The sequence below is a fragment of the Geofilum sp. OHC36d9 genome (assembly GCF_052400685.1).
GTDB lineage: Bacteria > Bacteroidota > Bacteroidia > Bacteroidales > Marinilabiliaceae > CAZHHH01.
Window position 1 is genome coordinate 40,898 of sequence record NZ_JBQTGJ010000024.1, and the last position, 14,999, is coordinate 55,896.

The window sequence follows — 14,999 nt, forward strand, 5'->3', positions numbered from 1 at the left end:
CCGTCATTTCCACCTGATCATCTATGACTTCAACAAAAGTCAATATTTCTTTTTGACGCGATCCAATTCACGCGAAGCGTCTTTTGACTTAAGCGTTTCCCTTTTATCGTATTGCTTTTTACCCTTCGCGACGGCTATTTCCATTTTAGCAAGTCCCCTATCGTTAATAAAAAGACGAATGGGAACAATGGTGAGGCCCGATTCTTTTGTTTTGCGCTGAAGTTTATACAGTTCCTTACGTTGCAACAACAACTTACGTTCACGCATAGGCTGGTGATTGTTATAGGTACCATAAAAATACTCTGAAATATTGAGGCCTCTGATCCATAACTCATCGGTCATAAAAAAACAATACGAATCCACCAGGCTGGCACGCCCCATGCGAATTGACTTAATTTCGGTACCAACCAGTTGAATACCGGCCACATACCGATCAATCAATTCGTAATCGAAGGTAGCCCGCTTGTTTCGGATATTAATCCTGTTATCAGACATAAACAACTAATTTCAACAATGAATAATAAATTAAAGAGGGCAACAAATGTATCAAAACAAAAAGAAGAACAGTTAACCACACACGACGGTTCATTTCTGCTTTATTCAGGTACTGCTGCATTCCGAGCCAAATAATATAAGCCGCGTAAAAAACCAAAAGGTTAGCCATTAAAAATTCAGGCACCAGAGATGTTATTAAAGTAACCACATACCCCAACCCGGATGAATAGGCAGATAAAGCAAACACATTGTTCTTTTCCATTTCGGATGACAACACGTAGCTCATTATGAAATAAGCCAGATATAATCCCCCAAAAAGAGCTATAAAAATTACCGTAGCCTGTTTCAGGGCTAACTCAAGACTAAATCCCTGATGGTTAAAAATAAACCCGACAAACGTTGTTAAAGCACATAATGCCATTAAAGGCAAAGCAAAATCTGATAAGATGGCATTTAAAGACTTCTTTTCACCATACACCTCAGCCCACCCTTCGGATGGATGAATAGTAAACAGCCACAATCTTTTAAAAAGATCCTGATATAATTGCGACGTAGTCCTGTTTGTTCCCTCAGTCATAAATTATTTTTATTGGCATTCTGTGATCAGATGCAAATTTAAGAAAATGCCTTGAGTCACCTCATCAAAACAGATAATTTGATACCCATAGGCTGGTTATCATCAACAAAATTTTATCTTTACCCAACAGAAATGTTATAACATGCATCCAGGCAAATATAATTTAATAGTAATTACTGGTCCAACGGCCAGTGGAAAAACAGCATTTGCGGCACATCTGGCCAACGCGCTTGATGGTGAAATTATCAGTGGCGACTCACGGCAAATATACCGCCGCATGGATTTGGGAACCGGCAAAGACTATCAGGACTATTTGGTAGACGGAAAACAAATACCGGCTCACCTCATCGACATAAAAGAACCCGGCTATAAATATAACGTATATGAATTCCAAAACGATTTTTTCAAAGTTTTCACGCAGTTAACAGAACAAAATAAAACAGCCATTTTATGCGGTGGCACCGGATTGTATATTGAAGCCGTATTGAAAGGCTATAAAATGATTCATGTACCGCCCAATCCAGAGTTAAGAAAGTCGCTGGAAGAAAAATCGTTAAAGGAACTGGAAACCATTTTAAGCCAATTTCGTAAATTACACAATTCGACAGATACTGATACCGTTAAACGCGCCATCAGAGCCATCGAAATTGAGACCTATTACCAGAGTCATCCTGACCTTGAAGTAACTCTGCCGGAAATAAGACCGCTCATAATCGGCGTTTCCATTGACCGGGAAGAAAGACGGAAAAAAATCACACGAAGATTAAATCAACGCTTGAATGAAGGCATGGTTGAAGAAGTAAAACATCTTCTTGAAGAAGGCATACCTCCGGAAGATTTAATATATTATGGTCTGGAATATAAATTTTTAACGCAATACGTTATTGGAGAATTAAGCTACGATGAGATGGTTCGACAACTGAATATTGCCATTCATCAATTTGCAAAACGACAAATGACGTGGTTTAGGGGCATGGAAAGACGAGGTTTTAATATTCATTGGATAGAAACCTCACAACCGATGGAAGAAAAAGTAAACACAGTCATAAATCTTTTAAGCGATTAAAACAAACGCCCATATTTGTTTGTATTATATTAAAACACAAATAAAGAAACCTAAGCCAAGGGATTCAAATCTCAAAAAAATGAAAGGAGACAGCGTGTGACACCAATTTTCAAAGAACTGGTATCTATGAGAGAAGCTGAGAGCTATATAGAACGTTTACAACGACTGGCTAATAACAATAAAAAGCTCAAAGCGCAAATAGAAGAACTGACCAGCCGTTTTTCGACCATCGAAGAACAAAACAGAAACTACCAAAAGCTTCTCCATCAATTTACTCCTGAACCAGATATGACGACGGGTAAAGACCGACGCAAATCCACCCGTCGGCTAAGAATGGTATCTGTACTATATGTAGGAATCTCCGGTTTCGACAAATTGTATCAATGCGAACATCCTGAACAAATGATTGATCGTTTGGACGAGCTTAGTATGCATCTGGACGAGATCGCATTTAAACATAACATCGTCAGAATCAAATCGCTTGGTGACGCAATGCTGTTTGCCACAGGTTTACAGGGCGAAACGCGCACCAACGCCATCGACATAACAGAAGTCGCACTGGAAATGCAACACATGGCCAAAAGCCTGATCCAAAACGACAGTCAAATAATTTGGCAAACACGCATAGCCATTCATACCGGTTCCGTACTGGCAATTCCCGAATCAAAAGAAAATCCTGTTTTCAGCTTTTCGGGCGATAATTTAAAAATGGCGATACGATTGGGCGAAGCAACCCCTCCATGTGCAATAACGGCTTCGGTAATGACCTACGAACTGATAAAAGAATTCTTTGTGGGAATTCATATTGGTCAAATGCCATTTAAATACATCGGAAACTTAAACATTTACCACATACAGGGTTGGGTTCCCGAACTACAATGCGACAAAAATAATTATGAGGCCAACAGTTCCTATAAAGTTAAATATGGCCATCTAAAATTCATGGATCTTCAGGAAGAAGTGCTGGACTATCTGGAAAAAAATCTTCCTGAAAAATTATTCTATCACAACATAAAGCACACGATAGATGTGATTACTGAAGTTGAATTAATTGGGTGGTCGGAAGGTGTTTCAGAAGAAGAAATTTTACTATTAAAGCTGGCCGCACTTTTTCACGATGCAGGTCATACCATCAACTATGTTGACCATGAATACCACAGTACCGTAATGGCCCGCGAAAAAATACTAAGCTATAATTTCCCCCATGAATATATCGATACTGTAAACCGGTTAATTATGGCCACCAAAATGCCGCCACAACCCAAAGATCTTTTAGAAAAAATTATGTGCGACTCAGATCTGGATTATCTGGGCAGAACCGATTTCATTCCGGTATCCAATACCCTTTATCAGGAATTAAAGGAACGAAACATGGTAGGTTCACTTAACGACTGGAATAAAAGACAATTACGTTTTATTAAAGAACACCAGTATTTCACCAAAACAGCCTCTCGCCTACGCGAGGTTAATAAACAAAACCAAATAGAACGGTTAAAACAAATTATCTATTAAATACTGCTGTCGGATGCCGCTTCAGCCCAACGGCAACGGCTTGTAAAAATAACCAACAACGACATACGTCGTGCAACGAGACGTATCTCTTCAGAGCAGCTCAAAACAATCCTTCTTAATTTTTAAAACGCAAATGAATCAGGACAATCTCCGGACGATTGCCGGTGCGCACCGGCGGTCCCCAGGTGCCAAAACCTGTGCTCACATAAAAATGCGTTTTCCCTTTTTGCTTATACCCCCGGCTCACTTCAAACAGCTTCTGTGTTATATAACCAAAAGGCCATAATTGTCCGTGGTGAGTATGTCCCGATATCTGAACATCAACACCGGCATCAGCCACCGCATCCAGGTTATAAGGCTGATGGTCGAGCATTATAACAGGCCTGCTCATATCGACACCGGCAAGCAACTCATTTAATGACAAACGCTCATTTTGCGTTCGGGCATTTTTAAAACGGTCTTCGCGCCCCACCACATAAAAAGCGTTGCTGATTAAAACAGAAGAATCACGCAACATCTTTATCCCATTTTGCTCCAGGTATTTTACTGAAGGCTCTACGCCACCAATATATTCGTGATTACCCGTCACGGCATAAACACCAAGTGGCGCTATAATTTTCTGTAGATTCTCACCCAGATTCTGCTGAATCACGGGCCCAACATCCTCATCAACCACATCGCCGGCCAGCAAAACCAAATCGGGCTTTAACGCATTAATGCTATTCACCAGCTTTTGCGTTTTGCGGGGACCAATAATCGTCCCCATGTGAACATCGCTCACGGCAACAATAGTAACCGACTTCATATCACCGGCAGGCTTATCAACCGACAAATTCAACGTCACAGTTTTGGCATGCCATGCATTAATATGACCGGCCAACACGACTACAACCACAATTCCTGCAACAGCTATCAGAGAATACCACTTTAGCATTAACACATCTGAATTGAAATACTGAAAAAAAGGCACAATTGAATTAACAACCCTTGCAATGTCAATCACCAGCAGTAACAGGGTCGAATAAAGCATCACCGCAAACCAAAAAGCCCCAATCCAATGTAACGTAATTGGGATAGGATGGTACCAATATTTTTCCAGGATACGCCCCAAAGGATAAGCCAACACCATCAATATCATAAAAAGGACAAACCAAACGCGCAAGTTTGGATAAACCTCCAGAGCCTGATAGCCCCTGTAACCAATGTATAAATTCACTAAAAAATGAACGACAAAAACGAGTATAAAAAACATAAATTCCATAATTTTAAATGATACATCCAGCTATTAAGGTGTCGTTATATGATATTAAAAATCTGACTATAAAATGTAATTTTTGCGTTATGCTTGCACTCAATCCAAACTCACAACTTTATGGACAAGCACTATTTATCGAAGATTATAACCGATAAAACAGTTGAAGGTTCATTCAAATGATAATCCAGGCAACCATCATAAAGAGTTTAACTGACTGTCTGCGCAAAACGAATTACCAAATAATTATATCTTCAGCATAAACCGAACAATCCATCGAAACATAATGCCCGGTAAAATTTTATGAAACAACAATAAGGCTTTAGCCCGATATCCGGCCGGATAACGAATTCGAAACCCACCCTGAACCGCGGCCTTATAAATAGTTTTCACCACCACATCAGCACTTTCGGCCCGTTTGAAAAGGTCGTTATAAAAAGTATCGACCTTACGGACGAACCCTTCATACTCAGCGCCTGAAGCAACCAAATCAACACGCGACCGGCCGTTAAACTCAGTCCTAATAGGCCCCGGTTCTATCAACCTGACTTTAATATTAAACGGTCGCAACTCATACCAAAGGCTTTCGGAAAAGCCTTCTATGGCAAATTTTGAGGCGTGATACACCGAGTAAAGCGGTAAAGCCAAACGCCCCGCAATGGATGACAGATTAATAATGGTTCCTGCCTTTTGTTTCTTAAAATGAGGCAAAAAAGCTGAAATAACCCGCGTCGTCCCCAAAAAATTGGTATTTAATTGTCGGAATAAAGCCTCTTCGCCAGCACCTTCAAAGGGACCAACAGCACCGTAACCCGCATTATTTATAATCACATCCACCTGACCAAAATCTTTAAAAACACGATCGACCACCAGCCCGATAGCGGCAGGGTCAGTCACATCAAGCTGATAGATGTTTACCCCTTTCAATTGGCGAAGTTCATCAGCAGCAGCAGGATTACGCATCGTAGCAGCCACCTGCCATCCTTTTTCAACAAAATATTTAACGGTGGCCAACCCAATACCGGATGATGCGCCGGTAATAAAAACAACATTATTGGTCATATCTGATTTTTAGTTTAGTAAACAATCAACCATTCCATTTAGTTGTAAAAAAAAACACAGAATATGACAAAGCATACTCTGTGTTTTCGTACTATAACAATTCAGTTTAATAAGCAAATAAGGGGAATCCGGTCATCATTTCATTTACCTCCTTGCGCACAGTGGAAATCACCTTTTCGTCGTCAGGACTTGAAAGAACTTCATCTATTAAGCGAACAATCGGCGACATATCACCTTCTTTTAAGCCACGTGTGGTAAGGGCAGCTGTTCCCAAACGAATACCGGAAGTCTGAAAGGGCGAACGGTCATCGAAAGGCACCATATTTTTGTTAATGGTAATATCGGCCATGACCAATGTGTTTTCGGCCTTTTTACCGGTCAGGTCCGGAAATTTAGTACGTAAATCAACCAACATACTATGATTATCGGTTCCGCCGGAAATAATCTTATAACCTTTCTCCATCAACAGCCGAGCCATTTCAGAGGCATTTTTCTTAACCTGTGTTTGATAAACCTTATATTCAGGTTGTAAAGCTTCGTAGAAAGAAACCGCTTTGGCGGCAATAACATGTTCCAAAGGTCCGCCCTGAATACCAGGAAAAACAGCAGAATCGAGCAATGAAGACATCTTACGAATGATTCCTTTTTTGGTAGTTTTACCGAAAGGATTATCAAAATCTTCACCCAGCATAATAATACCACCACGTGGACCACGCAACGTTTTATGCGTTGTAGAGGTTACAATATGTGCATATTTAACCGGATTATTAAGTAATCCGGCTGCAATTAAACCGGCAGGATGCGCCATGTCAATCATCAGCAATGCACCCACTTTGTCAGCAATAGCACGCATACGTTGGTAATCCCAATCGCGCGAATAAGCAGAAGCACCACCAATAATTAATTTTGGTTTATGTTTAAGCGCCTGCTCCTCCATCATATCATAATCAACCAGCCCGGTATCTTTCTTCACCCCATAGGCAATGGGCTCATAAAGCAAACCAGAACTGTTAACAGGAGAGCCATGTGACAGGTGACCACCATGAGACAAATCAAGACCTAAGAACTTGTCACCGGGCTCTAAAACCGTCATCAAAACAGCCATATTAGCCTGTGCACCACTGTGCGGCTGTACGTTGGCCCAGGCCACGCCAAACAACTCTTTCAGGCGCTCAATAGCCAACCCTTCACTCTGGTCAACCACCTGACAGCCGCCATAATAACGCGCACCCGGAAGTCCTTCAGCATACTTATTAGTCATAACAGAACCCATAGCTTCCATCACCTGGGGGCTAACAAAGTTTTCAGAGGCAATTAGCTCAATGCCATCCATCTGACGGTGCTGTTCTTTTTTGATTAAGTCAAAGATTTGTTCGTCTCTTTTCATGTGTTTATAATTTGTTTTTTAAGGTCACATGGAACTCGCCTTAATTAATTATACTCTTGTGTGTGAAGCAATTCCCATGGTTCGTTTCATCCGTGAATAATTTGTTTGTTAAAATCAGATGGAACGTCAGATTTGCTATGAACATGAATATTCGTGTTATCCCGCAAAAAAACTCGTCTCATCTGTAATATAATTAGCTTATTACGTAAGGACAGAAGCAACTTATTCCGACACCGGAATTTGTTTCACTAAACATTTTACAAATCAAAAGCTCTAAAAAAAGGACCAAAATGAAACACACAAAACCAACAACTACCCTCTACATTAATTGCTCAATCCTAAATTAAAGCGAGTTAATTTGGCTACAAAAATACCGTAATTAATTAAGATAGCCAGCAGATAACCTTTAAAAATCATTCATTTAATACTACTCTTCCGAGAAGTGAATCAGTACACGCCGGTACACCGAGAAAATCTTCGATTTAGAAACAAAACCGACATATTTACCATCGTCAACCACCGGCAAATTCCAGGCACCCGTGGCCTCAAACTTATTCATCACCTCATCCATATTTTCATCTATATTGATAAACGCCGGCGGAACCATCATCAAATGACTGACCTTAGTGGTTGTATAAAGCTCATTGTTAAACATTATTTCACGGATATCGTCGAGAATAACAATCCCGATCAGTTTATATGAATCGTCAACCACCGGAAAGATATTTCGGCGGGCCTTGGCAATTATCTTGACCAATTCGCCCAGCGTCTGATCCTGATGAACGGTTGTAAAATCAGTTTCGAGCACCTTATTTAAACGCATCAGCGTTAATACAGCCTTATCCTTATGATGAGTAATAAGTTCACCACGACGGGCCAGCCGTTTGGTGTAAATGGTATGCGGCTCAAAATATTTGTTTGTTAAAAGAGAAATAGTCGATACGGTAATCAGAGGAATAAAAAGCGCGTATCCATTGGTAATTTCAGCAATCAAAAAGATTGCAGTCAGCGGTGCATGCATCACACCGGCCATTAACGCGGCCATGCCCACCAGGGTGAAATGTGAAACAGGCACATCAGCACCAAACGTATTGAGCAGTAGGGCCAAAAAATAGCCTGTTACCCCGCCGATGAATAATGAAGGAGCAAAAATACCACCAACACCACCACTTCCGTTGGTTGCGACTGACGCCACCACCTTAAAGCCTATTAAAGAAAGCAGAAAAATAAGAACCACCCACTGCTGATCTTTGAAGCCATAAAAGATACTGTTCTCAAACAAGGCATAGGAGTTGCCCGAAAGAAGTGATGTGATAGTCGTATAGCCTTCACCATATAACGGGGGCAGTATAAAAATAAGAACACTTAAAACCAACCCTCCGACAATCCATTTGACATAGGGATTTTTAAGACGTTCCATTTTCTGTTCCAGAAAAAGCGTTCCCCGCGTTACATAAAGAGAAACCAAACCTCCAACCACCCCTAATATGACATAAAAAGGTAAATTATTCAGTTCAAACGGCGCCTCCAAAATAAACGTAAACTCAGCACCCTTACCAAGAAAAAAATAGGCAATTGAGGAAGCTGTCACAGCAGACAGCAACAAAGGCACTATCGACACCATTGTTAAGTCCAGCATCAACACCTCAAGCGTAAACATCAATCCCGCCATTGGCGCCTTAAAAATACCGGCGATGGCCCCGGATGCACCACAGCCAACAAGTAATGTTATTGTTTTGTAATTCAGATGAAACCAACGTCCCAAAGTTGATCCTATCGCAGCCCCGGTAAGCGCAATTGGCGCCTCAGCTCCTACCGATCCCCCAAAGCCGATGGTAAAGGCACTGGCAATTACCGAAGTAAAAGAATTATGACTCTTAATGTGGCTGTCCTTTTTAGAAATGGCATATAAAATCTTAGTGATGCCATGCCCAATGTTATCCTTAACCACATATCGTACAAACAAAATGGTAATTAAAATGCCGGCCATAGGATACAACAAAAACATGTAATTCCAGTTTGTTATATTAAAATCCTCCGTCACAAATACCTGAATATAGTGAATGGCATTTTTAAGAATAACAGCAGCTAAACCACTAAATAAGCCAACAATAAGGGCCAGTATTAGCAGAAAATTCTGGTGAGAAATATTTTTAGCACGCCAGATATTAAACTGGGTAAACCAATTAGAGAAAGAATCTTTATCAATCATTTTAAAAATTTCGGCAGTGCGAATTTAAACCTATTTGTCATTTTTATCAAACCAAATTCAAATGAAGCTGTTTAAAATATCTTAATTTTGCAGCGCCATAAACGGCAAAGGTGAAATTAAAAATTCTAATCACAAAACCAACATGTTATTAAGTATTGATAAAAATAACCTTGAGAATGTCATTATGATTGGTGACAGGGTACTTATTAAACCCAAATCACCCCAAAAACAAACCAAATCAGGCCTCTATTTACCTCCAAACATCCAGGAAAAAGACAAAATAGTGCAGGGATATGTGGTAAAAACCGGCCCCGGATACCCCATTCCGGCAATTGCAGAAACCGATGAGCCCTGGAAATCGAAAAATGAAAACGTACAATACGTTCCGCTACAACCCCGCGAAGGCGATATGGCCGTTTATATGCAAGGAAGCAGTTTCGACATTGAATTTAATGGCGAAAAATATCAAATTGTACCACAATCGGCCATTCTGATGTTAATCAGAGATGAAGGCTTATTTGAGTAATAATCAGACACAAGACAGCAGCGTGACAAACAAACGGCCATTTCTTTTGTTCCAATAATATTGAAATAATGCAAACCCAAAAAAAGATATGTGCAACATAAAAACCTTAGTCTCTGCATTAGGTCTGTTCCTTATGATGGGTACAACCCTGCAATCGCAAACGGCGGTGCTTTCGGGCGTTATTAAAGATGCCTACTCCAACGAGCCACTGCCCTTTACCAATATTATTGTATACGACACCACAAACGGAACGACCAGCGATGAGGACGGGCTATTTAAATTTGAAAATCTGAGCCCCGGTTTTGTACGCTTGCAGTTATCGTCCATAGGTTATGAACCACTCGTAACAGAACAAATCATGCTCTCATCGGTACGGCCAAATTACGTGGAAATTGCACTAAAACCAGCCACCACCAGTCTCGAAGAAGTAAAAATAACAGCCAGTCCCTTTGCAAAAAAGATTGAGAGTCCGCTGTCGCTGCAACGCATAGGTCTGGATATTATTGAAAAAAGTGCCGGCGCCAGCCGTGACTTTGCCCGGGTGTTACAAAGCTTCCCGGGTGTAGGCAGCACCACATCGTATCGTAACGACCTGATCGTACGTGGCGGCGGACCGTCAGAAAACCGCTTTTACCTCGACGGCATCGAAATTCCGGTGCTGAATCATTTCTCCACACAAGGTGCTTCGGGAGGTTCCATCAGCCTTTTAAACGTCGATTTTATACGAGAAGTTGATTTCTATTCAGGGGCTTTCCCGGCTTCACGCAACAACGCTTTAAGTTCGGTTTTCGAATTTAAACAGATTATACCGAACCCCGAAAAAACGAGTTACAAAGCCGTTATAGGCGCATCCGAAATAGCAGCATCGGTTAACACGCCACTGTCAAAAAAAACCACCGCACTCTTCTCGGCCCGTCGGTCGTATTTACAACTATTATTTAATTACATTGGTTTACCATTTCTGCCGACCTTCAACGATTTTCAATTTCTCACCAAAACGAAACTGAACCAACGCAACGAACTAACTTTTTTAGGGGTTGGCGCCATCGACCGGTATCGGCTTAACACAAGCACTGAGGCCACTGAAGAAAACCAATATATCCTCAACTATCTGCCAGAAAGTGACCAATGGAATTACGCCATTGGCAGTTCGTACAAGCACTTTTTCACCGACAGCTATTTTATTTTATCGGCCAGCCGCAATCATCTCAACAATGTCAATTTCAAATACACCAATAACGACGACAGCTCACCCGACAACTTACAGTACGACTACATCTCTGACGAAATAGAAAACAAATTACGATTTGAATATTTCTCAAACCCCGGTAGTATGACTCTGAGCACCGGGTTCAATGTAGAAACAGCCGGCTACTATAACCGAACCAGCAACACCGTCTTTTCTAACAATCAGGTGAACCGTGAGGATTATACCTCAACATTAAACCTGTTTAAGTGGGGCGGTTTTATTTCACTGTCGCAAACATTTTTCAACAACCGCCTGAAAGTATCGGCCGGAACACGTGTGGATGCCAACAACTACAACAGCTCCATGCAAAACCCCCTCGATCAGTTCAGCCCACGCGCTGCATTGTCATTTCAAATAATGCCCCGCGTAACCTTTAACACCTCTTTGGGCAGCTATTACCAATTGCCGGCATACACCACAATGGGTTACCGCGACGAAAACAACGACCTGATAAACAAAGCCAATGAATTAAAATACATACGAGCCAACCATTTTGTGGCCGGTTTTGAATGGCTTCCCAACGGCTACACGAAGGTTAGTATCGAAGGCTTCAATAAAAATTACAGCAATTATCCTGTTTCGGTTAGCGATGGCATTTCTCTGGCCAGCAAAGGTGCCGACTATGGCGTATTGGGCGACGAAGAAGTAGTGCCACTGTCAGATGGTAAGGCTTATGGCGCCGAGTTACTCATCCAACAAAAATCGCCCAATGGTCTAAGCTACATTTTGGCTTATACGCTGGTAAAAAGCGAATTCACCAATATAGACGGTCAGATGCTCCCTTCATCGTGGGACAGTGGCCAGCTGCTCACCCTGACGCTCAATAAATCATTCAGAAACAACTGGGATGCAGGTCTGAAATGGCGCTACATTGGGGCACTCCCCTACACACCCATCGACTACGAAACTTCACAAAAAGTGGAAGCCTGGGATGCCCGTAACCGGGAGTACCTTGACTACACAAAATTCAACAGTCTGAGATACGACCCCTTTCATCAACTTGACATTCGGATTGATAAATCGTATTACTTCAAAAAATTTGCGCTTGAAGTATACCTTGATGTGCAAAACGCCTACAATTTTCAAAGCAGAAATGCGCCCAAATTAATTCAGGAAACAGATGAAAACGGAAATCCTCGTCTTTCAAACGATGGCTCACAATATATACTGAAAGAACTAACCTCCACATCCGGAACCGTTCTGCCCTCAATTGGGATCATATTAGAATTTTAATTGACGCAACCCTTTAAAAAGATTACCATCTAACGCTTGAACCGGTTCGTAGAAAGGAACATTTTTTGCAGATAAAACATTGATAATATCTGCATTAACATCTCACATTACAGTGTTGGAGCTAAAAAAAATTATAGATGACTGCAAAGAAGGGCGTCGCGATGCTCAACAAATGCTATACGAGCATTTTGCATCGCGGATGTTTCCTGTTTGCCTTCGCTATGCCAAAAACAGAGCCGACGCAGAAGACTATTTGCAGGAAGGTTTTCTAAAAGTGTTTGCAAAAATTCATCAATTTAACCATGCCGGTTCCTTCGAAGGCTGGATGCGACGAGTAATAGTTACAACGATTCTTCAAGACCTTCGTAAAAAATCCAAAATACATTTTGTAAAAGAAGAGGAAATAATGAATCTGACCGAGGAGAGCCCGGCCGAAGAAGATGATTCATCCGGCACCCAACCATCACTCAACGAAATATTGAATTGGATCAGTAAACTTCCCGATCGGTATCAAATCGTGTTCAACCTGTATGTCCTTGAAAATTTTTCACACAACGAGATAGCCAAAGAACTGGGTATTTCGGTAGGAACCAGCAAATCAAATTTATCGCGTGCCCGTCAATGGCTGCAAAAACACATCAAGACCCAGATACCCGCGACTGATAAAAAAGAGGTAATATGGCAGATATAAAATATATAGAATCGGAATATAAAAAACAGATGGAAGGACAGATCACTGCGCCTCCAGCTGATATGTGGTCAAAAATTGAAGCATCTTTAAACGCCCAAAGCAATAAAAAAAGACTAATACTCCTTTGGGCCATTCCGGCTGCTGTCGTGATGATTGGCCTTTTAACCATTGGCATTTATGTGATACTTCCGCAAAAAAACTTATTGCCCAACCTGAGTGTATTAACTATTCCTGAATCAGAAAGCAACACCGAGGCATCACAGACAGCCGAACAGAGCCCTTATTTGTCAGACCAGGCAGATGATAAAATGATTGACGAACCATCGCAGTCACCCAACAGCGCCTCCCAAACAGAAAACATGAACCGGCCAAACAGCAATTATACTGCTGCAACAACCAATCAACCGGCTAACAACGAGCCGGTCGTTAAAACCACACTTTTTACATTAAAAAATCAATCCAAAAAGGAGAGTCCCCAAAAGGCAACTCCAACCGACATGCCTTTGCTGGAACATCAGCACAACAGCCCTCTGTTTGAGCCCCAGAAGGTATTGGCCGATAAATTACAATTCAAAGAAACCAAAACCAACTGGATTCAAAAATTCAACGTAAACAATCCGTCTGACGAAACAGCCACGACCAAAAACAAACAAGCCGTGAAAGTTCAACTGGGAGGCAGCGTGTCGCCCACATACAACTACCGCACATTATCACACTACGATGCAAACAACAGTTACCCCTCAGGGCAAAATACCGAAAAAGGCATTGTAACACTGGCTGCCGCCTTCGATGTAAACGTTAAGGTGCATAAAAACTGGACGATAGAATCGGGCATCCGATACTCGCGTATGGGCCAGGAAGTGACAGCAGGTGTTCAAAAAGAACGGTTTTATGCCATGTCAGAAAAATCAAGCGTTCCTGCTGTCAGGAATATTTCTCTCACCAACTCATTGGGTAGTTTTGAAACAAAAGATGCATCCGCCAATAAACCTGTGAAATCGATGGATTATAGCTCATCGCAGGAAATTAATCTATTGGCTTCTTCTGCATCCGAAAATAGCAATATGAACATCAAACAGTACCTCGACTATGTTGAAGTACCGCTAACCATTCGTTATTACCTGCCCCTGGACGGACACATCAAACTGTCGCTGGCTGGCGGTATTAGCACCAACTGGCTCATCGACAACCGGGCGTATCTAAACAACGATGGAGAGCAGCTCTCGTTGGGTGAAACAGCAGGTATATCATCCATGACGCTGAGCAGTCATGCCGGAATAGCCATGGGCGTCCCGCTGGTGGGCAGACTGTCGCTATCGGTTGAACCGCGTATCAACTATTTCCTTTCAGAAATAAATAAAGATCATCCATCCGGATTTCGACCTTACTCATTGGGATTCTTCACCGGATTAAGATATACACTGGGGAAATAACAAAAAAACCTGGTATGATACGGCGATGAATTCGGACTAAAAAATGCCCAACGATGTGTAACAGAGTTACGCTAATGCAAGTATTATAAAGGAGAGAAGGATTATTTTTAATATTAAAGACAATTCATGTCGGTTGGTGATTTAAAAAAAAAGGACGCTTTTTACATACCTACATTGCTTCCCCGGCAAAAAAGGACGTCGTGTAGATACCTACATGGCTTCCCAGACAAAAAAGGACGTCGTGTAGATACCTACATGGCTTCCCAGACAAAAAAGGACGCCGTGTAGATACCTACATGGCTTC

The 14,999-nt window shown here is 41.5% G+C and carries 12 protein-coding genes and 1 pseudogene; 7 read left to right on the top strand and 6 right to left on the bottom strand.

Features of this window, described 5'->3' with window-relative positions; genetic code table 11:
- Positions 1 to 39: 39 nt before the first annotated feature.
- Both smpB and ACT3CD_RS15825 read right to left on the bottom strand, forming a co-directional pair.
- Positions 40 to 495 carry an SsrA-binding protein SmpB gene (gene smpB, locus ACT3CD_RS15820; RefSeq protein ID WP_444646631.1) on the bottom strand — a complete coding sequence of 152 codons (456 nt, stop codon included), beginning with the start codon at positions 493 to 495 and terminating at the stop codon, positions 40 to 42.
- Positions 488 to 1,072, bottom strand: a complete 585-nt coding sequence (locus ACT3CD_RS15825; protein WP_444646632.1) for a YIP1 family protein — start codon at positions 1,070 to 1,072, stop codon at positions 488 to 490. Before ACT3CD_RS15825 ends, smpB begins: the two co-directional genes overlap by 8 nt.
- A 142-nt stretch (positions 1,073 to 1,214) precedes the next feature.
- Between ACT3CD_RS15825 and miaA the strand changes: the two genes are divergently transcribed.
- Positions 1,215 to 2,138, top strand: a complete 924-nt coding sequence (gene miaA, locus ACT3CD_RS15830) for a tRNA (adenosine(37)-N6)-dimethylallyltransferase MiaA (protein WP_444646633.1) — start codon at positions 1,215 to 1,217, stop codon at positions 2,136 to 2,138.
- A gap of 126 nt (positions 2,139 to 2,264) precedes the next feature.
- Positions 2,265 to 3,650, top strand: coding sequence for an adenylate/guanylate cyclase domain-containing protein (locus ACT3CD_RS15835; protein ID WP_444646634.1), 1,386 nt, complete (start codon positions 2,265 to 2,267; stop codon positions 3,648 to 3,650).
- Between the two features lie 115 nt (positions 3,651 to 3,765).
- On the opposite strand, the gene ACT3CD_RS15840 is transcribed toward ACT3CD_RS15835, so the two are convergent.
- From ACT3CD_RS15840 to ACT3CD_RS15855, 4 genes are all read right to left on the bottom strand, one after another.
- The gene (locus tag ACT3CD_RS15840) at positions 3,766 to 4,902 is read right to left on the bottom strand and encodes a metallophosphoesterase (protein ID WP_444646635.1); all 1,137 of its coding nucleotides are present in this window, start codon (positions 4,900 to 4,902) and stop codon (positions 3,766 to 3,768) included.
- Between the two features lie 246 nt (positions 4,903 to 5,148).
- Positions 5,149 to 5,964 (bottom strand): SDR family oxidoreductase, encoded by an 816-nt coding sequence (locus ACT3CD_RS15845; RefSeq protein ID WP_444646636.1) that lies wholly within the window; start codon positions 5,962 to 5,964, stop codon positions 5,149 to 5,151.
- 106 nt (positions 5,965 to 6,070) lie between these two features.
- Complete coding sequence (gene glyA, locus ACT3CD_RS15850) at positions 6,071 to 7,351, bottom strand: serine hydroxymethyltransferase (RefSeq protein WP_444646637.1); 1,281 nt, start codon at positions 7,349 to 7,351, stop codon at positions 6,071 to 6,073.
- A gap of 427 nt (positions 7,352 to 7,778) precedes the next feature.
- The gene (locus tag ACT3CD_RS15855) at positions 7,779 to 9,563 is read right to left on the bottom strand and encodes a chloride channel protein (protein ID WP_444646638.1); all 1,785 of its coding nucleotides are present in this window, start codon (positions 9,561 to 9,563) and stop codon (positions 7,779 to 7,781) included.
- Positions 9,564 to 9,705: 142 nt separating this feature from the next.
- Here ACT3CD_RS15855 and ACT3CD_RS15860 point away from each other — a divergent pair, with 142 nt between their 5' ends.
- The 5 genes and pseudogenes from ACT3CD_RS15860 to ACT3CD_RS15880 all read left to right on the top strand — a co-directional run.
- Positions 9,706 to 10,089 (top strand): co-chaperone GroES, encoded by a 384-nt coding sequence (locus ACT3CD_RS15860; RefSeq protein WP_444646639.1) that lies wholly within the window; start codon positions 9,706 to 9,708, stop codon positions 10,087 to 10,089.
- 88 nt (positions 10,090 to 10,177) lie between these two features.
- Positions 10,178 to 12,571 (top strand): TonB-dependent receptor, encoded by a 2,394-nt coding sequence (locus ACT3CD_RS15865; protein ID WP_444646640.1) that lies wholly within the window; start codon positions 10,178 to 10,180, stop codon positions 12,569 to 12,571.
- A 79-nt stretch (positions 12,572 to 12,650) separates the two neighbouring features.
- Complete coding sequence (locus ACT3CD_RS15870; RefSeq protein ID WP_444646641.1) at positions 12,651 to 13,262, top strand: RNA polymerase sigma factor; 612 nt, start codon at positions 12,651 to 12,653, stop codon at positions 13,260 to 13,262.
- On the top strand, positions 13,250 to 14,695 hold the full coding sequence (locus tag ACT3CD_RS15875; RefSeq protein WP_444646642.1) for a hypothetical protein: 1,446 nt from the start codon (positions 13,250 to 13,252) through the stop codon (positions 14,693 to 14,695). The genes ACT3CD_RS15870 and ACT3CD_RS15875 overlap by 13 nt, the downstream gene beginning before the upstream one ends.
- A gap of 73 nt (positions 14,696 to 14,768) precedes the next feature.
- Positions 14,769 to 14,840 (top strand): annotated as a pseudogene (locus ACT3CD_RS15880) (hypothetical protein); the annotation flags it as partial.
- Between the last annotated feature and the right edge of the window lie 159 nt (positions 14,841 to 14,999).

Excerpts from the sequence above, each read along its gene's own strand:
- smpB (WP_444646631.1), bottom strand. The coding sequence starts at position 495 with ATGTCTGATAACAGGATTAATATCCGAAACAAGCGGGCTACCTTCGAT.
- ACT3CD_RS15825 (WP_444646632.1), bottom strand. The coding sequence starts at position 1,072 with ATGACTGAGGGAACAAACAGGACTACGTCGCAATTATATCAGGATCTT.
- miaA (WP_444646633.1), top strand. The coding sequence starts at position 1,215 with ATGCATCCAGGCAAATATAATTTAATAGTAATTACTGGTCCAACGGCC.
- ACT3CD_RS15835 (WP_444646634.1), top strand. The coding sequence starts at position 2,265 with ATGAGAGAAGCTGAGAGCTATATAGAACGTTTACAACGACTGGCTAAT.
- ACT3CD_RS15840 (WP_444646635.1), bottom strand. The coding sequence starts at position 4,902 with ATGTTTTTTATACTCGTTTTTGTCGTTCATTTTTTAGTGAATTTATAC.
- ACT3CD_RS15845 (WP_444646636.1), bottom strand. The coding sequence starts at position 5,964 with ATGACCAATAATGTTGTTTTTATTACCGGCGCATCATCCGGTATTGGG.
- glyA (WP_444646637.1), bottom strand. The coding sequence starts at position 7,351 with ATGAAAAGAGACGAACAAATCTTTGACTTAATCAAAAAAGAACAGCAC.
- ACT3CD_RS15855 (WP_444646638.1), bottom strand. The coding sequence starts at position 9,563 with ATGATTGATAAAGATTCTTTCTCTAATTGGTTTACCCAGTTTAATATC.
- ACT3CD_RS15860 (WP_444646639.1), top strand. The coding sequence starts at position 9,706 with ATGTTATTAAGTATTGATAAAAATAACCTTGAGAATGTCATTATGATT.
- ACT3CD_RS15865 (WP_444646640.1), top strand. The coding sequence starts at position 10,178 with ATGTGCAACATAAAAACCTTAGTCTCTGCATTAGGTCTGTTCCTTATG.
- ACT3CD_RS15875 (WP_444646642.1), top strand. The coding sequence starts at position 13,250 with ATGGCAGATATAAAATATATAGAATCGGAATATAAAAAACAGATGGAA.